This is a genomic window from [Flexibacter] sp. ATCC 35208, from assembly GCF_001975825.1.
Classification (GTDB): domain Bacteria; phylum Bacteroidota; class Bacteroidia; order Chitinophagales; family Chitinophagaceae; genus Chitinophaga.
In genome coordinates this window covers 126,029-149,261 of sequence record NZ_MTKN01000006.1, presented here as the reverse complement: position 1 = coordinate 149,261, position 23,233 = coordinate 126,029, and the positions used below count along the sequence as shown (strand labels likewise).

At 41.6% G+C, this 23,233-nt stretch carries 19 protein-coding genes; 8 read left to right on the top strand and 11 right to left on the bottom strand.

Annotated elements, in window-relative coordinates; translation table 11 throughout:
- Positions 1 to 133: 133 nt before the first annotated feature.
- Positions 134 to 952 (bottom strand): hypothetical protein, encoded by an 819-nt coding sequence (locus BW716_RS06485; RefSeq protein ID WP_143708755.1) that lies wholly within the window; start codon positions 950 to 952, stop codon positions 134 to 136.
- A gap of 82 nt (positions 953 to 1,034) precedes the next feature.
- Complete coding sequence (locus BW716_RS06480; protein ID WP_083721719.1) at positions 1,035 to 1,535, bottom strand: RadC family protein; 501 nt, start codon at positions 1,533 to 1,535, stop codon at positions 1,035 to 1,037.
- 315 nt (positions 1,536 to 1,850) lie between these two features.
- On the opposite strand from BW716_RS06480, the gene BW716_RS06475 reads away from it, so the two are divergent.
- Positions 1,851 to 2,105: a hypothetical protein gene (locus BW716_RS06475; protein WP_083721718.1), complete on the top strand. Its 255-nt coding sequence runs from the start codon at positions 1,851 to 1,853 to the stop codon at positions 2,103 to 2,105.
- A 326-nt stretch (positions 2,106 to 2,431) separates the two neighbouring features.
- Here BW716_RS06475 and BW716_RS06470 read toward each other — a convergent pair whose 3' ends face one another.
- The gene (locus BW716_RS06470; protein WP_143708754.1) at positions 2,432 to 3,490 is read right to left on the bottom strand and encodes a hypothetical protein; all 1,059 of its coding nucleotides are present in this window, start codon (positions 3,488 to 3,490) and stop codon (positions 2,432 to 2,434) included.
- Between the two features lie 623 nt (positions 3,491 to 4,113).
- On the opposite strand from BW716_RS06470, the gene BW716_RS06465 reads away from it, so the two are divergent.
- A complete protein-coding gene (locus BW716_RS06465) occupies positions 4,114 to 5,466 on the top strand; it encodes a thioredoxin family protein (protein WP_083721716.1) in 1,353 nt (450 codons plus the stop codon).
- Between the two features lie 65 nt (positions 5,467 to 5,531).
- A complete protein-coding gene (locus tag BW716_RS06460) occupies positions 5,532 to 8,252 on the top strand; it encodes a prolyl oligopeptidase family serine peptidase (RefSeq protein WP_083721715.1) in 2,721 nt (906 codons plus the stop codon).
- Positions 8,253 to 8,370: 118 nt separating this feature from the next.
- On the opposite strand, the gene BW716_RS06455 is transcribed toward BW716_RS06460, so the two are convergent.
- The 6 genes from BW716_RS06455 to BW716_RS06430 all read right to left on the bottom strand — a co-directional run bounded on the left by BW716_RS06455 (position 8,371) and on the right by BW716_RS06430 (position 11,945).
- The gene (locus BW716_RS06455; RefSeq protein WP_083721714.1) at positions 8,371 to 8,616 is read right to left on the bottom strand and encodes a hypothetical protein; all 246 of its coding nucleotides are present in this window, start codon (positions 8,614 to 8,616) and stop codon (positions 8,371 to 8,373) included.
- A gap of 136 nt (positions 8,617 to 8,752) precedes the next feature.
- Positions 8,753 to 9,253, bottom strand: a complete 501-nt coding sequence (locus BW716_RS06450) for a redoxin family protein (RefSeq protein WP_083721713.1) — start codon at positions 9,251 to 9,253, stop codon at positions 8,753 to 8,755.
- A gap of 1 nt (position 9,254) precedes the next feature.
- Positions 9,255 to 9,701 (bottom strand): MauE/DoxX family redox-associated membrane protein, encoded by a 447-nt coding sequence (locus tag BW716_RS06445; RefSeq protein WP_083721712.1) that lies wholly within the window; start codon positions 9,699 to 9,701, stop codon positions 9,255 to 9,257.
- 45 nt (positions 9,702 to 9,746) lie between these two features.
- Positions 9,747 to 9,950, bottom strand: coding sequence for a hypothetical protein (locus tag BW716_RS06440; protein ID WP_143708753.1), 204 nt, complete (start codon positions 9,948 to 9,950; stop codon positions 9,747 to 9,749).
- 514 nt (positions 9,951 to 10,464) lie between these two features.
- Positions 10,465 to 11,526 (bottom strand): hypothetical protein, encoded by a 1,062-nt coding sequence (locus tag BW716_RS06435; RefSeq protein WP_083721710.1) that lies wholly within the window; start codon positions 11,524 to 11,526, stop codon positions 10,465 to 10,467.
- A gap of 5 nt (positions 11,527 to 11,531) precedes the next feature.
- Entirely contained in the window at positions 11,532 to 11,945 is a 414-nt protein-coding gene (locus BW716_RS06430) for a hypothetical protein (RefSeq protein ID WP_083721709.1), read from the bottom strand.
- Positions 11,946 to 12,533: 588 nt separating this feature from the next.
- Here BW716_RS06430 and BW716_RS06425 point away from each other — a divergent pair.
- From BW716_RS06425 to BW716_RS38935, 3 genes are all read left to right on the top strand, one after another.
- The gene (locus BW716_RS06425) at positions 12,534 to 14,384 is read left to right on the top strand and encodes an ImmA/IrrE family metallo-endopeptidase (protein WP_143708751.1); all 1,851 of its coding nucleotides are present in this window, start codon (positions 12,534 to 12,536) and stop codon (positions 14,382 to 14,384) included.
- Between the two features lies 1 nt (position 14,385).
- The gene (locus BW716_RS06420) at positions 14,386 to 14,850 is read left to right on the top strand and encodes a hypothetical protein (protein ID WP_143708750.1); all 465 of its coding nucleotides are present in this window, start codon (positions 14,386 to 14,388) and stop codon (positions 14,848 to 14,850) included.
- A 295-nt stretch (positions 14,851 to 15,145) separates the two neighbouring features.
- Positions 15,146 to 15,313 carry a transposase gene (locus BW716_RS38935; protein ID WP_083721706.1) on the top strand — a complete coding sequence of 56 codons (168 nt, stop codon included), beginning with the start codon at positions 15,146 to 15,148 and terminating at the stop codon, positions 15,311 to 15,313.
- 342 nt (positions 15,314 to 15,655) lie between these two features.
- On the opposite strand, the gene BW716_RS06410 is transcribed toward BW716_RS38935, so the two are convergent.
- Together BW716_RS06410 and BW716_RS06405 are read right to left on the bottom strand one after the other, a co-directional pair.
- The gene (locus tag BW716_RS06410) at positions 15,656 to 17,155 is read right to left on the bottom strand and encodes a RagB/SusD family nutrient uptake outer membrane protein (protein WP_083721705.1); all 1,500 of its coding nucleotides are present in this window, start codon (positions 17,153 to 17,155) and stop codon (positions 15,656 to 15,658) included.
- 35 nt (positions 17,156 to 17,190) lie between these two features.
- Positions 17,191 to 20,568 (bottom strand): SusC/RagA family TonB-linked outer membrane protein, encoded by a 3,378-nt coding sequence (locus BW716_RS06405; RefSeq protein WP_083721704.1) that lies wholly within the window; start codon positions 20,566 to 20,568, stop codon positions 17,191 to 17,193.
- Positions 20,569 to 21,154: 586 nt separating this feature from the next.
- Between BW716_RS06405 and BW716_RS06400 the strand changes: the two genes are divergently transcribed.
- Positions 21,155 to 21,721: an RNA polymerase sigma factor gene (locus BW716_RS06400; protein WP_083721703.1), complete on the top strand. Its 567-nt coding sequence runs from the start codon at positions 21,155 to 21,157 to the stop codon at positions 21,719 to 21,721.
- A gap of 7 nt (positions 21,722 to 21,728) precedes the next feature.
- A complete protein-coding gene (locus tag BW716_RS06395) occupies positions 21,729 to 22,928 on the top strand; it encodes a FecR family protein (protein WP_083721702.1) in 1,200 nt (399 codons plus the stop codon).
- The last annotated feature ends 305 nt before the right edge of the window (positions 22,929 to 23,233 follow it).

The window sequence follows — 23,233 nt, the reverse complement described above, 5'->3', positions numbered from 1 at the left end:
ATGAGCAAATGGATAAGCCCTGAGAAATACCAGCAAATGAAATGATCATACTAATGAATTTGTTTAAAGTAGACGAAGTTCCAAAACAGCGCTTTGCTATTCAAAAGCATCGAAACGACAGGTCATTGGATAACTATTCAGGTTGAGGAAACTCTTTAAAATAAGTCCATTCAATATACTTTAATAAAGTATCTGCCCTGAATCCATACACAAAAGGGCTTAACAAGTCCTCATCTCCATGCATAACCAGTCCAACCAGCCGGCCCCGGCTATCCATGATAGGGCCACCACTACATCCCTTAAACGCGCTAAAGTCCCTAAGTGGGCCTCCTGTATCAATTTTTACTTTGTATTCATTCACTAATTCAATCGTATGGCCCCAGTGCAGGAGTTCTTCTGTATAAAGCTTCCCGCCATAATTTTTATCATCCGGCCTTACCCTACCAAAAAAGCCACACACCTGATCAGTATCTATTTCGTGATTTTCTTCTAAGGTTACAACAAACTTTAATCCCGCACTGATGGTTATTTTCTCCCCATTGGGATAAGTATAAACCCTTTCTTCCTGGGTGACATCCAACGAATCAATCTCCTTAAAAGCAATATCCATGCGTTCCTCACTTCTGTCCGGATTCTCGAAACAATATAGTAAATCTTCCAGATCCATCTCCTCGACCTCGTTCTGAATTTTGCCCACATAACAAAATCCATCATAATAACAAACCTCTGCCCCGCGCCCTGGTTCACTGGCCATAACGATTCCCACCTGTAGCCCAGAATGACCTGCAAAATGATCAACAGTGCACAAGAAAAATCTTCCTTTATACTGAATAACGACACCAGATCCTATGTGGATTGGTTTGGGATCAGGAAGTTTACTGCTCACCATGTGAATGCAACTCCGGATAATACACTCGGCAAATGGTACTGGGGTCATAGTAAGTTTTTGCAAAAGAAACATTTAAAAGACATACATGTTCAATGTACTAAAATAATACGGTTATACACTTCAGGCACTAAAAAAATCATCACACTTATTGAGTGTGAAACGAACAAAAAAGGGGCCAAATTAACCCCTCATCACCGTAAGAAAAGTACCCGTCAGTGGTAACTATTAAATGATCCAGTAGCTTAATATTAAGTATCTCCCCTGCCTGCTTAATACCCTCCGTCATCATATCATCTGCTCGGCTTGGCTTTAGGGCGCCCGATGGATGATTGTGGGAGATTATTATACTACAGGCATGTGCTTTCAGGGCTGCTGCAAAGATATGTCTAATCTCTACGGTTGTTGCATCAATTCCTCCCGTCGAGTTGGTCATAATACCTAACACATGACCAGCTCTATTAAGAAACACAACCTTCAATTCTTCCCGCATTTCAATTGTATCTTTATTCCAGGTACCACTTAGTAATCTATAAGCATCTTTGGAACTAGCAATTACAAATCTATCAGCTACTTTAACCCTGGATTTATAAATCAATTCTACTTCCGCAGCTTTCAATCTTGTTGATTCTATCAGTAACTCTTCCATAACTTTAAATTTTAAAATTTTAAAAAATTAATTATGGAGAACTACCCGGTTTTGCCCAGCCATTCACTAGGAGGACGCGGCATTTAAAGAGGGCTTTTGTGCGAGTGCCCCTGTGTTCATTGCCGATCTCCGTAGTGAATGCCGCAGGCAAAACCGAACTTTGCGCAATAATTAGTGAGTAAAATTTTTAGACTTTAATAGCCTATATATTAATTAATATCCATCGTATGCCAGCAATACATTTATTACTCCCATATGGGAAAAGGCGGTAAATAGAGTAATTAAAAGTGTAGAGATTTACTTAAACACAGTTACATGTCTGACCTAAACAATACGCAGCAACTCATACTTGTACCAGTTAAAAGCCTGGAAGAAATATTCAATAGGTTATCTAGTATCGAAATATTGTTAAAAGAAAAAACTCCTGGACATATAGGGAAAGTGACCACAAATGCGGCGGCCTACATAACGGCTCAATCCTTTATGGATGCCGTAGGAATCAAAAGAACTAAGTTCTCAAAGCTTATAAAAGAAAATAAGATTAAAACAATTAAAAAAATGCCAAACTAAGAGATACTTACTAATGTATTATTGTATTGGGTTATTAGAGCCTAACAAATTACAGGGCTATGAGTTTTTTAACAGCCAATAAAGTGAATACTGCAGGTGCATTACCCTTAATGCCTCTCGGTTTTTAGGAGATAGGAATTAAAATACTTTTTTTATAGCAATCAGGGTAATGAATTACTACCGAAAAGCTGATCCACCTTTTCATTTACCGCTATAATACGAAGGCTACCTGTTCAAGGCAGTCTTCCTTATGTATGATTTAATATCCTTAATCTGCAATGAATGCTGCTGGGCTAAAATATCAACGGCAGGCCAGTCCAAGCCTATTATTTACCTATCCCTCTTTTCTTATTACTAGATGTTGGAGCTGGCCTATTACTGGTACTTATCGAACTTTTCGTCCGTTTTTTTACAACGGTATCCACCATTTCATTTTCCACCAGACGCGGTATCACCATACCGCTGTCCAACTTTATAATACTGCGCATATCCTCACTATACATCGCAATCGGGAAATACCCCCAATTAAATCCGGTATCCCTGTAATTGGGTAGTTTGATCTTAAACTCCTTGAATGGAATGCCCAGGTAAACATGTAAGTAGATTCCCTTTTTATCCCTTTCGAGTGGATTTTCCTTTGTCACGTTGCGAATGAAAGCCAGCTTTTTAAATTGAATTGCATTTCTGGTTATTTCGACGGAAGAAAAATACTGCTGATAGCCTTTTTGCTGTGCCATACTTCGGTTTACCTGTTCCAGATTGATGGTCTCTATTTCCCTGAAAGCATTGCCCAACAGGTGAAAATGGTATACTACTTTTGTTAACGACTGCTGTTGGTCCCCACGCCAGTCACGGGCGTCTGTTATCCTTTTAGCTGTAATCTCTACATTATAAAGTGGCACTCCAAATCCTGATTGGGAATAGCGTTGAGCAAACCGCTCAAAAGGTTCAAATGCTATCAGGTCCGCCTTATTATTCAGTTGTAAGCGGTTTTGGTATGCAGTTGCAGGCCCCTTTGTATAACGGTGCAGGCCAGGGAGGTACTTCCCTATTCTTTTTTCAAAATCGGCTATGCCTTTCGGAAATATAAAATACACATCCATCTGGCTGCCTTCACCTTCCTGCTGTGTAGGTAATAGCTGTGTTGTGATCAGGTCTGTTCCAGTTTCATCCTTCAGCGAAATTCGGGGAATAAAAAAAGGCCCGCGTAAAACCGGTCCTGGCTTTAACAGGTTAAGATCCAAGGTTACCAGTTTGGAAAATGCATCGGCCAGGAACAAATAATAGTGATTGTACATTGTCCTCCAGCAAAGAGCATTACTGTAATCACCCTCTTTTTCCATCACCTCATAACTGAGTTCAAATTGATTCAACGCTGATTCCATGAATACCTTATTTAAAACACACATTACCATTTCAACCTTATCTAAAAGGCTGTCTGTTCCCAATATCAGTGATACTGGTATACTTTCAGGGAACCTTTTCCCATGTGAGGATTTTTATGGCATTATCTATTCCTATAAACAGTTACAATCAAATTTCCTGTACGATATACCCTATTATTTACTAGTGGGCAATTCTTGTCTATTACGGGGATGCTGGGCCAGTCAAAACGGAGGATAAAGCAAGAGGAATGGTTATCCATTTTCAGAAAAAGCTGGTTGACGGTATGGTTGGCCGGGGCTATACGCCAGAATTCGTCTACCTGCAACATTACTTCCATAGTGTTATTCATAAAATGGGATTTCCTTCATCAATTGCGACAGGCTTCTTTTTTCAACAATGGAACAATAAACTGACTTACAGGAACTTACAAAAAAGTCTTATAGATAAATTTACGACACTAGTACATCCACATAAGAACTGCGTTATCTCTTTGTCAATGTGAATGTCTTTTCAGCGAACCTCGCATTTGGTGGGATTGTCTTGTTTGCCAAAACGGTACTGTTTGCAAACAAAGGCTCTGATTGGCTTTCATAATTAAAAAGAAGCATAACTCAATTTTGTCATGAGATTGTCCATCGTTATTCTGTTCATTTTTCCATTATTTACCTTTGGCAATACCGATACGGGAGGAATTCGGTTTTTAAATTACCTAAGCTGGAAGCAAATTCAGGAAAAAGCAAAGAAAGAAAATAAATACATTTTCGTTGATTGCTATGCTACCTGGTGTGGTCCCTGTAAGGCAATGGATAAAGACGTGTACACCGATAAAAAAGTAGCGGCCTTTTTTGACTCAGGCTATATATCGGTCAAAGTACAGATGGATATTACACCAGGTGACAATGATATTGTCAAACAATGGTACAATGATGCCCGGGAGATCGATAAGGCCTATAAAATTTCAGCCTATCCCACATTTTTATTTTTCAATCCCAACGGTGAAATTGTTCTAAAAGAAATCGGGTTTAAAAGTCCCGACTCTCTTATTGCATTGGCATCTCATGCCACTACACCCGGGCTTAGCTATAAAGATGAATACAAAGAATACGATATGTTGGTAAAGGTTTTTAGAAGTGGTAAGTTGAATGTAAAGAAAATGCCTTATGTTATCAATATTGCCAGGGCACTAAACGACTCCTCATTGGCAGACAGCCTGACCGAACAGTATGAAAAAGTCTTAAAGAAGCTTCCCACATCACAGCTTTATGATAAAGCTCATCTGAATTATTTGGCCTCCCATATTCAATCAGGTAGCAACGCTTTTTTCAGGTTATTCTATCCCAATGGCAGCAAAGTGGATAAGATCATGGGACAAAAAGGCTTTTCTGCTGCTGTTGCAGATAGAGTTATTAAAAAAGAGTACACTGGCCCTGCCCTAACCGTAGCCAGCCAAACGGATGTGGCACCGGACTGGGCCAACCTTTATCAGACTATTTCCACCCGTTATAATTCCACCTATGCAGACAGAGGAATACTGGCAGCAAAATTAAGGTGGTACCAGTATAAGCGCATTTGGCCCTCTTATGACAGTACCTTCCTGGCTATTATTAATAAATATGGTCTTTCGTCTCTGGATATTTACCGCAGCCTGTATGTGCATCCAAACGAAACAACGTTGATGGCCAGGGATATGACTTTGAATTGGTTTGCCTGGGACCGGGTATTCATGACAGATGCAAGCCGGCAATCTTTACAATTTGCCCTGCAACAAATGCCGGGAGTTGTCAGAAGAAGCGCCTCGTTTGGATTGTACTGGGCTTATGCTACCAGAGATACCTATGCCAATCTGCTGTTCAAGGCCGGCAATAAGGAACAGGCACTTAAATGGGAACGTGAAGCGCTGCAATATGCACTTGAATTACAAGACAAAACCGAAATAAAAAATTGCGAGGAAACGATCAGGAAGATGTCGATGTAAAAATATTTTTTTATATTGTTACACCCTGATGAATGTCTCGCCTGACATCTTAACTGCCCTTCAAAATGTACTTAAAGATCTTTTTTTTAACATTGTTTCTTTTAACGACTGCTGTTTATACTGCCCTCGCTCAACAACAAAAGCCTGCCCTGGACTTTTCTGCTATCCAGAACTGGCAAACGCTGGGTGGATATGGTGGACAATTGATCAGTCGCGATGGTCGTTTTTTTTGTTATTTGAAAACCAAGGAGGCCATCGGATCTGACACAATGGTGATACAACGACTGTCAGATTCTTCGGTAGTTAGTTTTAAAGCCGCTACGCCCGCTTTCTTTTCTAAGTCGGACAACCAGTTACTATTTACCATTGGCGATACAGTGTTATCCTTTAATTGTGATAGCTGGATGAAATCGACAGTTGCGATAGGGAAATTATTTCACTGGTCAACTGGTAAACAAGGGGAATGGATCACCTACCAGGATGAAAACCATCAATTAATAATAACCGACTACTTAAAAAAAGACTCATATAAAATAAATAATGTAACGGACTGTTCGTTCGAAGGAGCAGGAGCTGTATTGCTTATAAAAACTCAAACCAAATGGGGTGATGATAAAACTACAACGCTTCAAAAGTTTGATATAGCATCCAAAAAAAGTAAAATGGTATGGCAGAACGAGGCTTTCTTAAACCATCAGCTGCAAAATACATCAGCTTCTCGTACTGGTAATCAGCTTACATTTATGACCAGTGTCGATAGCACAGGCATTAAGAAAAATGTGATTTGGTATTATGTGGATGGTATGCCCGATGCACAAGTGGCGGTTGATGAGTCCAGTGCATCCTTTCCAAAAGGATTTAGACTATCCGCCACCCAACCAGGATTCACTCCCAGCGGGAAGTATATTAATTTCGCGATTGAAAAACGGGCCTTAGCTGTTAGTGATACTATTGCGCAGGTTGACGTGTGGACATATCATGATCTGGTAATGCAATCTACCCAGCTTAAAAATAAATCCCCGCGTCAGTTCAGCGCCGTCGTGGCAGCCGGAAGCAACAAGCTTATTCAACTGGAATCCGATAGTATTGTATTGTGCACGTATCCTTATATGTCTACGGGTGATTATATCATTACCAAGACCAATACAGGTGACCGGTTCTGGGAAGATGAATTTTCAGGGGCCCAGGTACTAAAATATTATCTAACATCGCTCAGTACCGGCGAGCAGTCATTGCTACCTATTGATGGATTTTGTGATTTTCATTTTTCGCCCGATGGTAACAGCCTGTTGTATTTCAATTCCACGGGCAGGCAAAGCAATTACTGGAGCCTGGATACCAGGACCCGAAAGGCGATCTGCTTAACAGCAAAGCTGCCTGTCAACCAGTTTGATCTTCCTGATCTTCTCTTTGAAAGAAACGCGCCGGCAAGAAAACCCAGCACCTGTGAGCCTTTTGCAGGTTGGATGCCGGATGGTAGCAGCGCGTTGGTATACGACGAACGCGATGTCTGGCTGCTGGATTTGAGGGGCAGACAGCCCGTTTGCATAACGAATGGATATGGCAAAAAACATAATATTATTTTTGAAGTCCTTGGCCGAAAGGATGGGGTGATACAATCTTTTCATAAGGACACCCTTTTATTGGCAGCCTTTGATAAAAAAAATTGCGACAATGGATTTTTTCTGGGACAAGCTTCCCGACCATTAAATCCTATACCAATTTATATGGCACCAAGGAATATGTATCTAAGTTATGAACGATTGCTTCCCCCGAATGCACCCTGCTTTGATTGTGGTGTAGAACCATTGAAAGCCGAAGACGCGAATCTATGGATAGTAAAGTCCAGTTCATCAACTGATGCACCGAACTATTTTCTAAGTACTGATCTACGTAGTTTCACCCGTATTACCAACGTCCAACCGCAGGCTGCATACAACTGGTACACGACTGAACGGGTAGCATACTCCCAACTGGATGGGATCCCAACACATGGGATCCTTTATAAGCCGGAAAATTTTGAGGCGGGCAAAAAATATCCGGTAATTATCTACTATTACCAGCATTTCGCACACAGGCTCAATCAGTTCTTACAGGCCAGACTATGTATGGGTTCTATTGATATTGCATGGTTTGTGAGCCGCGGCTACCTTGTTTTAACGCCGGACATCCATTTTACAGGCGGCCGGTACGCTGCCAGTGGCCTGGCAGCTGTGGAGGGCGGAGCTAATTATCTTGCTGGCCTGCCTTACGTAGACAGTACCAGAATTGGCATCAACGGTCATAGTCTTGGCGGGTTTATTACCAACTATATAGTTACCCATAGTAACAGGTTTGCCTGTGCACTTTCTGGCGCTGGTGTTTCCGATTTTATCAGTGCCTCTCTTTCACTTGGAGGAATAGACAACGGTAGTCGTTTGGGAATTTCCGAAAGGCGGTTGGGCACTACGATGTTTAGCAACCCTGAAGCTTTTTTGGATAACTCAGCAGTTTACCACGTTAAAGATGTAACTACACCGGTTTTGATGTTTCACTGTAAGTCTGATTATGCCGTTCCTTTCAACCAGGCGATTGAACTATTTACGATTTTACGCAGGCTAAACAAACCGGTATGGCTTTTACAATACGACAGGGGCAGTCATGAACTTTATGATCTGGTTGACCAGCAGGATTATACCTCCCGCATTACACAATTTTATGATCACTATTTAAAAGGCGCTGCAGCACCCCGGTGGATGAAGACGGGTATACCTTTTTCGGAAAAAGGTGTTACTACAGGCTATTGAAATAGGTAAAGAGAGGACAAGTTGAACAATCAATATTTGGTATAACTATTAAGGCTATACTGACAAGGGGCCAGCTAATATTTTAGCTGGCCCCTTGTCGGTTATAATTGCGTTACTACTATTCAGCGATCAATACCACTGCAGCGGTGCATGGGTTATTACAGTTAGTACCTCTCTGATAGCCAAAGTAATTGGAAGTACCGGTTGACTGATTTGCTACCAAAGTTCCAGTACAAGCTCCAGCGCCATTAGCTGCAGGTCTGATGCACCAGGTCTGTAGGCGATATGGTTTAGTTACAGCAAATGCAGAACCAACGATAGTTACAACGCCTAATGCGGTAAACAACATTTTTAAACTTTTCATACAATAGAATTTAAATTGTTTATTAAGCAAAAATGCCTACTCTGTAAGGTTTTCGGCTTCCCCTTATGGTAAGGCTTAGAAGATGGTACCGATCTGCCAGAGCCCTCATCGCTTGATTAATCTTTCGAAAGTATAATTACATTTTCGTTGCCAGCAGAAGTGTATCTACCGGTACGGGACCAACAAAGGCCCGGGTCAATTGCCTTTGATCTGAATAAATGGCTGTAAATGGAACCAGATCAGTTTTAAAATGTCTGGCGAAATATCCACCGGTATCAATGCCCACTTTAATATTTGGAAAAGCACTTAAATCATACAGCTTCGCATACGCTTTCACACTTGCCATGTCCGAATAAGCAAGCAGCAGTATATTAACGTCTTTAAATGCATCAATATGGGTAGTAATTCTGCGCGTCAACAACCTGCAATAAGGGCATGTTGGCGTTAAATAAATCAGGATACTCGGTTTGCCCGCCTGGTAGTCGGCAGTATGTACATAACTGGCACTATCTAGCATTAACAAGCTGAAATCAGGGAGAGTTTCCCCTAGCCAGCCGGCTTGGGCGATAAAATATTTTTCCCGGGAACAGCCAGCAAAAATTAAAATAAGCAGGCTGGCCATACAAATTCGTTTCATATCAAATTGAATTAGCTTTTAGTAAGCTGCCCTGTCCTTTGGAAGACATACGCATAAAAATGAGGGCAGTCACTCCCAGTAAAATAAAGGCAATATTGAAAAACAGATGTTGCGGCCACGATAGCATTTCCAGTAGTCCACCGCAGGTGCAGGGCAGACTTTGAGCTTTCCGTATGATATAAATGATATACACTGTAAAACTCACCATCAGCAACGTAGCAGCATAAAATCCGATTTTACGTGTCTGTGGCAGAAAGATTAAAATTGAAATAGCTATTTCAGTAGCAGGCACGAGCCAGGCTAACAACATGGCTTGTGACCCAATCAGTGGCATTAACGTGAGTTGTTCCCTACCGAGTTCAAATTTACTGAGCTTACTTAAGGCAGCATAGATAAATAATGACATATATAGCACAGCGGCTACATCTATTAGCAGACTTCGTTTCATTACAGGCACGGCTTTAAAACGTTAATCAATTAACAGGCGAATGAATTAGTTTTTCTGATTTAGACTTTGGAAGAAAAATGGTTTCGAGGATGAATACTTCTTTTTTTGGGCATTTTGAACATGGTTAATTTTGTAATCAGGCACAAACATTAAAAGAGTGATTAACTGTTCTTCAAAACTAAAACCTTCTACTGCTAGTTCATTGCAGTGATGAATTTTTTCTAAAAAAGCATCACGGTTAATGATCATATCTGTTGGTATATCCGCATACCGAAAAGTCGTAGTGAAAAATCTGGTGAAGTTTATGGTCATACAAATCCTGCAACAGCTATGATAGAATTCTAATCCAACAACACCATCGGAGCTTTCGTAAATAATGAAATGTAGATTGACAAGTAAAAGGGGCCGCCTAAAATAAAGAGGCGGCCTTTTAAGGTTTTATGGCGATGTATAGAGTCCAATAAGATGGGGCGAGTTAGCTGGTTAAAGTGTCAGAAAAAAGTAATAAGACGATCATTGTTTGTAACATATCAGGTGTTTGTTTGAAGTTTTTGACATGTTGACTTAGATGCTAAATTAATGGACTGGTGTCAGTAGTACCTTGATGGATACTACAGGAAGTGATGTGTTGATTATTGGTGCTAATCCGTATATTGCAGGCATCTTTAGCATTATCACACACTTTACTGCATCTCCATCGAGATCCAATAATACCTGGCGGGGCCTTCGTTCTTTTTTACGTCATTCCGACACACGAACAGCATTACTCTTTACTGGCCAATATAAAGCTGTATTGCACGAATGGCCCGAGGGCAATCTGATTTTTATTGACCGTATCAAATTTTTTGATTGGAAAGCCCAGCCGGAATTGGTTTTTGGGTGAAATCTTAAAGTCAAGGAATGGTGTAATGACATATTGGTACTTAATGCCGTCCTGGTAATATGTGGAATCTCCTGATGCCCTCTGGTATTCAAAAATGCTACCAATAATGATGGAAGGTATGAAAAAGGAATTTATGTAATCCTTGTTGTGCTCCAGCTTTTCATTTTTTTGCAACCGGATAGCACGCCAGTTTACGCCAACGTTGAATCCATTGTAATTAATCATCTTCTGTTTCTCTTCCGCACTTTTTCGTTTACGTGCATGCGAAAAACCGGCACTAAAAAAGAAATTTTCATTGATCGCATAACTCACGTCAGCGGAAAAAGCGTGCGCCTTTGTTGTATACTCGTTGACCACCACACTATCATCGTTACGTATCTTGTCTCCCCCAATCACTTCAAAAAGGGAGATATTATAGCCAACAGTTACAGAGAAGGCATTTTTAGCCAGTGACTGGAGGTACTTGATGCGGTCCCTGTTACCCTGTAGTTCCATGTCCTCCAGGTACTTCCCGTATGCTGCCACTGACTCACTGTCGTTTCTTTCCCGGATTGCTTCTCGGATGGGCATTCGAGAAAATTTTTTACGGACATTCCCAAATGTGTTGTAAGGATTGGTGTTATCAAAGCCCAAAGCAACACCGAATGTGGAGATGCCCTCTTTCTGTGTTATATTAACACGCGAATCATTTAAGATGCTTGCCTTATTCATCATCTTAAAAGGTGATATAACCACCTTTTGTAGGTTATTGTCCTTGGCAAATTTAAAATTGGCTGATACCAGGTCAAACCCGCCAAAGCTTATGTCGTCAAACAAATCCTGTTTGGAGTTGCTACTTACTGCACCACTAAAAAAATTCTTTAGTTCCGTGTCCTGGCCGGATACTTTGGTAGTTGTCAGTATTAATAAAGGCACATAAAGAATGGTAGTAGTATACTTCATAGGAATTATGCGATTTTTCCAGTAATAACTTCAGTCCACTTGTCGCCAGTTTGTAGTAGTTTAAAATTATGGAGCGGCTGGCGCTCGACAACCTGTCCAGGATTGATTTGAGTAATCATGCAAACTGCCTGAGGAATGTCAGCGAAAGCTTCTACCTGGAAGGAAACCTGAACTTCTGTATTACCGGATACCGTCCCAAGTACAAAGACTTCACTGCCGGAGGTGGAATTAAGCATATTCTGAATCGCCTTTTTCCAGCCTCCGCCAGTTATCTTCCAGTTGACCTTCCAAAAACGAAGCGGACCACCGCTGGTCCATTTGAATACGAAGGAGACTTCTCTCATAGATAACCCATGCTGCAGATCGGTGTCGAATGTCTGCGATTCAACCGAAACGGTGTGTAAGTTTAAGGACATCATACTTGTTTTAGGGATGGTAAAAAAGGGGATTATACAGTCAGATAAAAATCGTTGATATCTCAGGCTATCGGACAATGACTCGCAAATAAAGATGCATTATTTTTACTTATTTTCCAAACAATGTAATGATGGCCTCGCAGCAAAAGCATGATGCATTTTGCCAGCCCCTGACAAATCTTATTATGGAAAGTATAACTGTTCCCTGACCGGTAGACAAAACCCGACCCCATGTAGACGAAAAGCCATATGCTCAAAGAGGCAAAGGAGCCACATTTTGATTTGCGGATATTAAGCCAAATAACCTGAATAAAAAAAGGCTAAAACACCCCTTTTGTACGAACGCCTCAGAAGAATACTATCCTTTTGTTATTGTATTATTCAATTAAATTTGCTACTTTACTATAGCATTTCCTCTACATAATTTTTTTTATGAAAGTCTGGATAAGAACTTTATCCATAACCGCAATAGTTGGACTATTAGCATGGCTCTATTTTAGTCCTGGAACCTATCAGTCTCGCATATTAAAAATAAACCAGCTCCTTTCGGGCAAGCGCCTACCAACACTGTCTGCGGCGCAAGAAAGTGATTTGGACAGCGTTATTATTAGTGCAGTAAAGGTTGCAGGCCTGAAGGAACAAATATTTATTAATCAGCCTTTTGATCCATCAGCAGATGCAGACAACGGTTTACATTTTTTTGTAACAAGTCCGCAGACAGAACCGGTTACCAATTGTGAAAGGGGCAATGCAGTATATGATGCCATTACCAAAAGTGTATTTATTGATATTTCACTATTAGACCATTCACTTTGGATGAACTATGCACCGCAACTAGGTTCTGAAGTACTTGAGGAAGACATGCCCTTCCTTAAGGTATACCTGTCCTTTGTCCTGCTCCATGAATTGGGACATCATGCGCTCCACCATGGGTCAGCAGGTAATTTGAGTTATACGAATGGGGGTAATAAAGAATTCAGGCAAAAAGAAAAAGATGCAGACCAATTTGCATTTACCGTTTTCGGGAAACTGTTGAAAGACAATGCCATGATTCAACGCAAAGCCTCTGCCATGATTGATATTACCCTGGATTCAGCAACACAGGAGGAAAACGCTGCGATTTCCATTCTATCTATGGCAGAAACCATACTACTCTGTATGCAGTATGGCTTGTCTCCCTATTCACAATTTTACGCAGACCAATCCCATCCTTCATACCTGGATAGGATACATGGAATGGCAGATGAAATAACTACTTCGCAAAACATTCGACCCGATATTATTGTAAAGGCAATCCAGCTAAAAAAGACCATCGAGGTAACAAAATCTATACAACAGCAATATGCGGTATCAGAAATAACATTATTTACCGGAATTCTCGATGCCAGTTTTTCTGACAAAGGCTTGTGCTTTATATCGACTAAATTTAACGGACATACGGAAATTCCTTTTTTCAAAGCAAATTCTGCCCCCAACAACCTTCGACAGTACACTGAGCTGCCGGATGATTTCTTTCCTTTCACCGCGCCACTGGATTCCAATTCAAGCATTGATTTATTCTCGATAGCAGGTGTAGGCACCTACTGCCTGTTGAAGGGTACCGATCAACTATATGCAGTAGAAAAAAATCACTTTAGAAAACTGCCCACAGATACCTTTAATCGTGCCTTTGCAGTACCTGGCACCGTTGTATATGGAACACTGCCCGCTAACTTCGTGTATATCAGCACAAGTGAGGAAATAAAAAGTGTGTCTGCCAAAGGAGTCGTCATAGTAAACCGGCAGCAACTTGCACAAGCCATTGCCCTTCAACACAATTTAACGGAGGTAAAAATCGACCAATTTGACATGTTGGTAAATGGCAACTACGTAGGTATTTACTTTAGCGCAATGGCAGACACCATCAGCCGGATAGGTTACCTCATTCTGGAAGGCCGCAACCTGCAGATAAAAAAATCTATAGTATTTGATTTACCACAGAACTTTTTTGCATCAAATGAATATGGAAATGAATTGAATAAAGGAGAAAATATGTTACTATTTTCTCTGGCTGATTCTCTGGACATTTATATCACTACAACCGAAAAAACAAATACTTACAACATATCATGGTTGCTCTGGAAAATAGATAACAATGGTAGCCCCCGTATGTTGAAAAAGTTCGATTTCCTTTCAAAGGAAGCTGCTCACCAAAAATGGTACCATCCAAAATCACCCTATCTGTACAAAGAAAGATACTGCACAATCGGCAATGACCTGTTTATTGTTAACTGGAGCAACGATCTGTGTTACCTGATGGATTTGAAAAAAGAAGTGGTAAAGCCTGCTTTTTATCCTGGCGATGAAGAACAAAAAATCAAAGGTGGCGGAAACGGAAAAGCACTTTATTTCATGCAGGGAACCAAAAGATGCTATCTGATTGATTACAGTCAAACTAAATAAAATGAAAAAAATTCTCATTTTTCCACTTGCTATAATAGTTGGTTTTTTGATCTGGTCACAAATGATCACTACCCATCAGCAAACCTTCGGCGCTCAATCTGTGCCATTTCAGAAGAATTTACTTTTTGCCATCTATGGGTTCACGGTTACCCTGATTGGAGTGTTCCTGGGCTCTACCTACAGGGCGCTTCAAGCGCTCAGGGAAAAAGGGATAACAAGAATTCCGAACCTTAAAGAATTTTTCATCGGGCTGCTGTGTTCCGTAGACCTTTGGATCGGCATTGTCAGTGCACCTATCGTATTTGCCCTTATCTGGCAAAGCCTGGCAACCGTCAATATAGCTGGTTTAACCGTTGTGGCGCTTCAAAACGGATTTTGTTGTACCCTGATCATTGCCAATTTGGTCAATAACCAAACCGCCGCAGCTCATCCTCCGGGCCAAAAGGAAGAACCCAAACCTGAATAATCTTTGCCTCAACCGTATTGGCTTTGTTATAAACTGTTGGAATTCACTGTGGTTCCATACCCAATCTTTGCCTAACAAACAAGCTAAAAGCCCTTGCTTCCCATGATCATTAGCATTTTGCTTCACTGTAACAGCAAACTCAATAAATTCCGGCACATGTTCCAATCCACACTCCCACTCCGGTTCAGTATAAATACCAGGCTAAAAATAGTGAAGGATGCTTTTTAATAGACACTTGCCACGCTTAGAAAGGCAATCGTAGAATAGAACAAGTTTAAATAATCACAGCCTCAAGCTGAAAGCTGAAAAGCACTTAATAACCAAACATGGCATCCAGAAACGTAAGCAACGTTACTTTGATACTGAACCTATGTTTGCAAACATTAAATATGTTCATAATTTCAAGTGCTTTATTCTAACAGGTAAGGATAAGGTGAGCATCGACATGGATTATTGGCACTAGCGCCCAACTTAAGAAAGAAACCAGCATAAATAAACACTGGATACGATGCAAGCAAAGAGCGCCTTATTTTCTTTTTCTTTTTTCTGGCCCTCTATCCAGCTAACTCGCTCCATCTAATTGATCCCTATAGATCGCCATAAAACCACAAAGAGGCCGCCTCTTTTTTGGAGACGACCTCTTCGTGGTGCTGTAGTAACAGTAATCAGGTTGCTTTACTACCTATCACACAGATGCTATCGGTTTTGATGCTGACACCATCTGATACTTTCGACGTCTCTGGCAACGGTTTACTTTGTTATCTCCTTCACATTTACCTGACATTGAAAGTATACCTTTTCTTTCTCAATAGCCTGTATTTTGCTTGATTACACCTGATCGCTGGATATCAACAAAGGGAATGGGAAATAACGCTTTAAAACTACTCCAGCTCCCACCTTTTGCAGTGGCTACAGTGTTCATCACACCATCAATTTTACCGAGTCTCTTCAGATCAAACCACCGGTGCCCCCATTCGGTAAACAACTCTACCTGTCGTTCACGGGTGATAGCATCTACCAGGCTCGTTTTATCGGAGGCAGAGGTAGCACTGAGTCCTGCTCTTGTTCTTACTTTGTCCAGGTCTTGTTGTGCTGCTGAAATGTTATTTTGCTGTGCTCTGGCTTCCGCCCTGATCAGATAAATTTCAGCGAGCCTCAACACCATCAGATATTCGGTCACGGCGTCCCCATAAACTGCTTTTTTGTATTTAAAAGGATAGTAATAGGTCTGACCAGTTACAATAACACTATCTATCCAATGCTTTCTTCTGGTATCACCTGCTTCAAATGCGGCCAACAGCTCCTCACTAACATAAGTTGGATAACCGAATCCAAAACTAAAATCAGATGGACCCGTATCCGGCAGGACAAAATTCCATGCATCTTCTGTATTGTGTCCCATTTTGACGGGTTGCAATTGCCAGATAGCTTCCATGCTATTTTGCAGGAAGACATCATCTGCTGCGGTTAGCTCATAAAGGGATGGATTATCGATCACCAGGCTGGCCTGCTTTTCTGCATTTTCATAATCGTTCATAAATAGGTAAACTCTGCTTAACAGGCCTGCTGCGGCCCATTTAGTAGGTCGGATTCTTTCGCTGGATTCAGATTTTAAATCTGCATTTAAATATCTTTCACTAAGTTCCTCTCCGGCTGTAGTCAGGTCTTCTTTGATCAGTTGATATACTGTTGTTTGGCTACTACGTGCCAACGTTCTGTTTACATTGGGATCGGTCCCGGTAACCAGTGGGACCTCGCCAAACATGTTGGTAAGGTAGAAGTAAAAAAAGCCCCTTAAGAAGTGGACTTCCCCAAGCAGTTGTTGCCTGACGGCTGGCGTCAGGGAACCTGAAGCTGAGAGGCCTGCAATGGCCGCATTACATCTGAATATGAGGTTATATATAGTGAGCCAGTGTTCGGATCCGTAAGACTGGGTACTGTTTGCAATCAGGTTATTGGTATAGTAGGCTTTAAACATTGGGTCGGACACACCGCTATACAGTGTAAGCTCATCGCTTGCAATTCCACATAAAAAAGAAATACTTTTAGCACCCGTAAAATCGCCCACTGTATTTTCAAAAGCAGGCGTTGCCATGCTGGCGTAAATGCCGGTAACGGCTGCTATTGCCGAGCCATCATCCTTATAAACATTTTCCTCATTGATGCTGGCCTCTGGGGCACCGGGATCGACCAGTTTATTGCAGCTGGATATTGAGAATAAAATAAATGCTGCAAGAACTGTGGATTTGAACATGTTATAAAAAGACAAACGCTGTTGTTGATAGTTGTATGGCTGCCAATTCATTTGCGTAGATTTTTTTGTTAACTAATAAGGGCTTGCTAAAAGCCTGCTTTAACCCCAAAGGTGATGACACGTAGCGGCGGCAGGCTATTGGTGCCGAGTACTTCCGGGTCGAGCCCCTTATAGTTTGTAATCGTCAAAAGGTTCTGGCATTGTAAATACAGCTGCAGGTCATTTACTGTTTTTTTGGTGACAGCTTTTGGCACCGACCAGGAAAGCGAAACATTTTTCACCCGTAAATAAGATGCATCGGTAATATTGGCATCACTGACCTGTGCATATGTAGCCAGTGGTTCCGACACCTGGGTGGAATACTTTTGAATCGGCCGCTGGTCTCCGGTTTGCTGCCATCTGTTGAGCACCGTAACAGGTTGATTTCCGCCTGACCTGTTAAATGCACCCGGTGTAATTGCGGAATTGTTGCCAAAGATCAGCGAAGAGCCTACCTGTTTGGTATATTGAATTAATACATCCAGGTTGATTCCTTTATAGGTAAATGTGTTTTGAAGGCCACCGTATAATTTTGGTGAGAGATCAATAATAACATTATAGTCATCCGGGAAAGTAGGCATGCTGGTTGGCGCACCATGTGCGTCACTAAACGTATATTGTCCGGTGGCAGGATCCACTCCCTGTAGGTGGTAGGTTTTTGCAATATTGATGGATTTACCTACTACATATAGATTGGCGTAAGCTGAACTGGCCAGTGTCGGGAAGGCAGTTAATCTGTTTTTGGGTATTGTTAAATTGCCACTCATCGTCCAGTTAAATGTATTGCCTTTCAAAAGCTGTGCGACGATTCCCAACTCGACAGCTGTATTTTTGACTACGGCCGGGAAGTTCTGTAACAATTCATTAAAGCCGGTAAAAGTGGGAAGAACGGAAGACAGCAACTGATTGGAAGATTGATTTTGGACATAGGTGGCGTTTGCTAAAATTCTATCCTTAAAAAATCCCAGCTCTATGCCTACCTGAAATTTGGTGGTTGTCTCCCACTTTAAGTTTGCGTTGGGGAGTTTTGTGGGATAAATCGTGGCAACCTGCTGGTACGGCACCTCTACTCCTACCGTTGGTCCATAGGTACTAATATAACCATAGTCGCCGATCTGGTCGTTTCCGGTAGTGCCGTAACTGGCACGTAGTTTTCCAAAGCTAAGCCACCGGGCATTATTTTGCAGGAGTTCTTCATTGGAAAATATCCAGGCGCCACCTATTGCACCAAAATTATGGTAGCGGTTAGCCGGACCAAACCTGGAACTTCCGTCACGCCTTCCCGTTAAATTGAGTATAAATCTTCTATCCCAGTTTAGAGTGATGCGACTAAATCCAGCTGTATATTTATATTTATTAATAAAAGCGCCCTGGTAATTCCAGGTAGCAGCGGCCATAGGGTTTCTGAGTACCTCATCTGAAGATTGTCCGGATGTATTAAGGGTGCCTCCTGTTTCGCTTCTGTTTGAGATTGTTCCTCCGAAAAGTGCCTGTAATTGCAAGCTTGAAAAGACTCTGCTATATCTTAACTGAGGTTCAATAATCCAGGATGTCAGAGATCTGTTTCCAAACGAAGCACCTCGCTGTTGAATGGTATTTCTCCATTCGGGCCTGATAGCGGTGATGGGTAAAGAGGAGTAATCATCTGTTTTGTTGGATGTATACCCCATGTTGGTTTCGAGTTGCAGACTTGGGCCCAGTTTGTAGCTGGCTACTACGTTTGAGATAAGATTCGCTGTTTTGTTTTGATACTCTTTAACCGCATTAGATAACGGGTTGGTAAATGTCGAATTACCATTAGCATCCGGTTCCCAGTTCAGCGAGCCATCCTGGTTGTATAAGGCTGGGGCATTGGGCTGCAGCAAAATGGAATATAGTGTCAGGTCAAGTGAGGGCAACCGGTTATCATCCAACATGTAATTGTTGCTCCATTGTAAATGAAATCGCTGATTGGGTGAGTTGATTGTCAGGCTGGAACTAAATGCGGCCTTCTCGTCAGCGAAATTTTTATATGGAAATACGGTGGTTTGTCTGTTATAGGTGGCGCCGATCCTGTATTGAATAGTAGGGGTTCCTCCACTGGCAGCAATATTCGCATTGCTGAACTGTGCTGTATTACCAATCAGTTCTTTTTGCCAGTTAGTATAAGAGGTGGTATCCCAGAGTTTTAAGTCATTGGCAGAGACTGCAGGATCCCTCCAATCGATTCCGTCATTTTTAAAAGCTTCGTAGCGCATATCCAGGTACTGGCGGGTATTCATCATCGGGAGGATATGGGACACCTTCCCCCATCCATGTTGCAAATTGAGATCCACTTTAGTTTTACCAGGCTGTCCCTTTTTAGTAGTGATCAATATGGCACCATTGGCAGCTCTACTGCCGTAAATAGCAGTAGCATCTGCATCTTTTAAGATATCTATGCTCTCAATGTCGAATGCATTGAGATAGCTAAGTGGGTTTCCTTTTCCCCCCTTGGCGCCATTTTCATTTGCCGATCCCAGTACATAATCATTACCCGTAGCAGGAAGCTGGGAGTTGATAGGGACACCATCTACGACGTAAAGCGGTTCATTTCCGCTCAGAATACTATTCTGCCCCTGAATACGCACGGTAACCGATCCACCTGAGATGCCGGTATTTTGTGTGATTTGCAACCCTGGTACTCTTCCCTGTAAGGAAAGCAATGGGTTGGTGACGGGTTGGTTTTCGATGTCTTTTGCTTTTACGCTACCGATATTTCCTGTGCTGAGTCTTTTTGAGGTCTTGCCATATGCGATAACAACTGTTTCATCGAGAGAGGAAACAGCGGGATTTAATTTTACAATGATGTTGGAGCTGTTCACTTTCACCTGTTTGGTTTCAAACCCAACGGAACTGACAATCAAAATACTACCTTTAGGCACCGTTGGCAGATGGAAGCGGCCATCTGCATTGGTGGATCCGCCAATGCTTGTTCCTTTTAAAATTACGTTTGCCCCAATAAGCAGGTTACCTTCCATATCTGCCACAGTACCTGAAATGGGTATGCCCGTAATAGTGGTATCGCCACCGACCGTTGCTGTGGGTGGCGTTTCCTGCTTTTTTACAATAATACTTTCATCTACCAGCATCCAGACCAGGTTACGCGACTTTAATAAAGTATTTAAGGCATCGCGCAATGCTGTTCTATTAAAGTCTACTGTTACCTTTTCTTCCAGATTCAAGGCAACGACACCATTGGCAAACAACAACGAGTAACCAGTTTGCTGCTGGATATTTTTGAAAACCTGCCTGAGGGTGAGGTCTTTGCCCGAAATAGTAACCTGGTCGCTTTTTTGTAAGATGCCGCCCTGCATAGGGAGAGTAAAAAAGAATACAAAAAAGGTGATCGAAAACAAGAGCCTGTAAAGATTACCGGCCCACTGCGATGGTAGTGGTTTGACCATTATCTTAAGTTAGTTTTGCGTTGATAAAATGCTTCCCCTTGGTGAATTAGTACCATTTATTTGCCTATCCGGTATAGGACTTTTGTCACATGACTTATTAGAAAAACGCAGTATCAAGGCAGATGACCTATGTGGGTCTGAGAAAAAATTTTGCTTCTTTTGTAAATTGCTAACAGTCAGTCTTCTTTAGCCTTTTCATTATTAATAAATAATTGTCCTTCTCCGGTTGCTATGCCTAACTTTTTTTCAACGTATTGTCTGCGTAATTGAAAATTATCTAAAAATGGGAAGGAAAGGGAACTTTTTTTTATTAACCTCGCATTCACAAAAGGGTACTTTTTTTAACTTAATTTGTATTTTGGGGCGAAGGCTCTTTTTTAGAGGAAAAGAAAAGTGCCTGATTGCAAAACCTGACAGTCGGATAATTAATAACCATTTATTAATTCAGTTAAAATGAATAGTATCCATTGATGTTATCCCTTTTAAAAGTTAGCTGAAAATTTTATCCCTCACTTATCCGCCTTATCTGTGATTGTGATTCAATAATGACACCAACCACATTTAGAATTTAAATTGTCATGAGCGAATGTCATACAGTGACGTTACATATTTAATAAACCAACTCAAGAAAGGCGATGAGGGAGCCTATAAGCATCTATATTGCGAACACCGCAAATGGTTGACAGTGGCAGCGCTTCAGATTCTTAAGGATGAGGCAATGGCCCACGATATGGTTCAGGAACTTTTTACCGAGTTCTTCGCCCGTAATTTGTTTTTGCGACTGGGGCCCCCTTACGATTTGCGGAGGTATTTATTTGCGGCCATTCAAAACAAATGCAGGGATTACCTCAGGCGGCAATCAGTCCAGGATCGCAGACGCAACCTATATATAGACGAGGTGGCGATGCTCCCTATTTCACCACTTACCAGTATGGAAGAGCAGGAAAGAAAGCTGGAGATTTCCAATGCCATAGAGGCTGCCTTAAAGCAACTGCCAGCACAGAGCGCCAAAGCTTTTCAATTATCTTACTTAGAACAAAAAACACGCAACCAGGTGGCTTCTGAAATGGGCAAGAGCCCCCATACGGTTAAAAATTTGCTGGCCAGAGCGCTGACGATTTTGAGAAAGGAGTTAAAAATGTTAAACTCTTAAATAGGTCATGGCTATCAAAAATGCGTTTAATAATCAGCTAATGAATGCTTTCCAGGACAATATTGAATTTTTGATCATCCAGAAGCTGGCGGGAACTGCCAGTGCAGAGGAATTACAGCAACTTGAACAGTTGGTGGCAACTGATGAGCGTGCTGCCTCTCTATGGAAGGCTGCCTTACAGGAAAATACAACCGAAGATGTTCAAAATCATTTTGCCAGGATCAATGACTGGCAGTGGAAAGCACCCGAACAGCTGCAAGCCGAAGGGAACAGAAGAAAACGGAGGAGAACGGTAATAAGGGTATCGGTGATGGTGGCAGCGGCAGCCGTCGTGATTTTAGTTGTCAATCTAATATATTTCAGGCCCGGTCAGGTTACTTCACCTTTAGATGGGGTTGCTTCTACCATGCAAGGCGCTATCGCGGACAGCAGCAAGCAAATAGCGTTGAAACTTGCCAGTGGTGATGTCATTAATCTTTCACAGCAATCCGGGAATATAACTTACCGAGACGCTGTTTTGGTCAATAATAACAAAAGTCTTTCCTATACTGCCGGCTCAAAAGGTGTTGACTATACAGGGATGAACAGTCTGATTGTGCCGATAGGCAAGGATTACCATATAGTATTATCTGACGGTACACAGGTTTGGATGAATTCTGCTACCACACTTGAGTTCCCATTTTCCTTTAGTGGTCATTCAAGAGAGATACGAATCAATGGAGAAGCTTACTTACAGGTTGCAAAGGATGCCAGCCGTCCATTCCTGGTTCATATGTCTGCAGGAACGGTAAAAGTGCTGGGTACTTCGTTTAATGTCAATTGCTATCAACCTAACAGGTTGGCGGTCTCATTAGTTGAGGGAGCTGTACAGTTGGTTAGCGGGGATAACAAAACAGCCTTACAGCCAGGATTTGAAGCTGTATCACAACAGGGACATATAGCGATAAAGCCGTTTGAGGAAGATATCGTTTTGGCCTGGCGCAATGGCAGGTACTACTTTGATAACGCGAGCTTTGACGAAATCATGCAAGTGCTACCCCGCTGGTATGGGATGGAGGTAATATTTGATAGCAAAGCAATCAGCCAGCAGCATTTTACGGGCGTGCTGAATCGGAACAAACCAGTTACGCTATTTTTGGACAAACTTAAAATTGCAATGCAGTTTGAATACTATTTTGATTCAACCGGAAGGCTGCATATTCGCTAAAATGCTATCAAATTGTTCCTTTTCTCTTGTAGCAACTTCCCAGGTAGACTATTAAAATAAAAAAGAGAGCAGGGCCTCAATCTATTAGTTAATAATCAGAAGGCAACAGCGACCCATTATCAGAGAAATAACCAACGAAAAAGCAGCATAAATCTCGCGCATGTAGTAACACTCCTTCATGCGCTGCCAAATCATTGTTGCCATACTATAATTACCCAAATTCAGGGTATAGTTTGAAACACGCCTGTTTTTTTAAACTAACAGTATTCTGATATAAATGTACTTTTCTGCTGCAAGGCTGTTGC

Coding starts and splice junctions, on each gene's coding strand:
- BW716_RS06480 (WP_083721719.1), bottom strand. CDS start 1,535: ATGGAAGAGTTACTGATAGAATCAACAAGATTGAAAGCTGCGGAAGTA.
- BW716_RS06475 (WP_083721718.1), top strand. CDS start 1,851: ATGTCTGACCTAAACAATACGCAGCAACTCATACTTGTACCAGTTAAA.
- BW716_RS06470 (WP_143708754.1), bottom strand. CDS start 3,490: ATGGAATCAGCGTTGAATCAATTTGAACTCAGTTATGAGGTGATGGAA.
- BW716_RS06465 (WP_083721716.1), top strand. CDS start 4,114: ATGAGATTGTCCATCGTTATTCTGTTCATTTTTCCATTATTTACCTTT.
- BW716_RS06460 (WP_083721715.1), top strand. CDS start 5,532: ATGTACTTAAAGATCTTTTTTTTAACATTGTTTCTTTTAACGACTGCT.
- BW716_RS06455 (WP_083721714.1), bottom strand. CDS start 8,616: ATGAAAAGTTTAAAAATGTTGTTTACCGCATTAGGCGTTGTAACTATC.
- BW716_RS06450 (WP_083721713.1), bottom strand. CDS start 9,253: ATGAAACGAATTTGTATGGCCAGCCTGCTTATTTTAATTTTTGCTGGC.
- BW716_RS06445 (WP_083721712.1), bottom strand. CDS start 9,701: ATGAAACGAAGTCTGCTAATAGATGTAGCCGCTGTGCTATATATGTCA.
- BW716_RS06440 (WP_143708753.1), bottom strand. CDS start 9,950: ATGATCATTAACCGTGATGCTTTTTTAGAAAAAATTCATCACTGCAAT.
- BW716_RS06435 (WP_083721710.1), bottom strand. CDS start 11,526: ATGAAGTATACTACTACCATTCTTTATGTGCCTTTATTAATACTGACA.
- BW716_RS06430 (WP_083721709.1), bottom strand. CDS start 11,945: ATGATGTCCTTAAACTTACACACCGTTTCGGTTGAATCGCAGACATTC.
- BW716_RS06420 (WP_143708750.1), top strand. CDS start 14,386: ATGAAAAAAATTCTCATTTTTCCACTTGCTATAATAGTTGGTTTTTTG.
- BW716_RS06410 (WP_083721705.1), bottom strand. CDS start 17,155: ATGAATTGGCAGCCATACAACTATCAACAACAGCGTTTGTCTTTTTAT.
- BW716_RS06405 (WP_083721704.1), bottom strand. CDS start 20,568: ATGGTCAAACCACTACCATCGCAGTGGGCCGGTAATCTTTACAGGCTC.
- BW716_RS06400 (WP_083721703.1), top strand. CDS start 21,155: ATGTCATACAGTGACGTTACATATTTAATAAACCAACTCAAGAAAGGC.
- BW716_RS06395 (WP_083721702.1), top strand. CDS start 21,729: ATGGCTATCAAAAATGCGTTTAATAATCAGCTAATGAATGCTTTCCAG.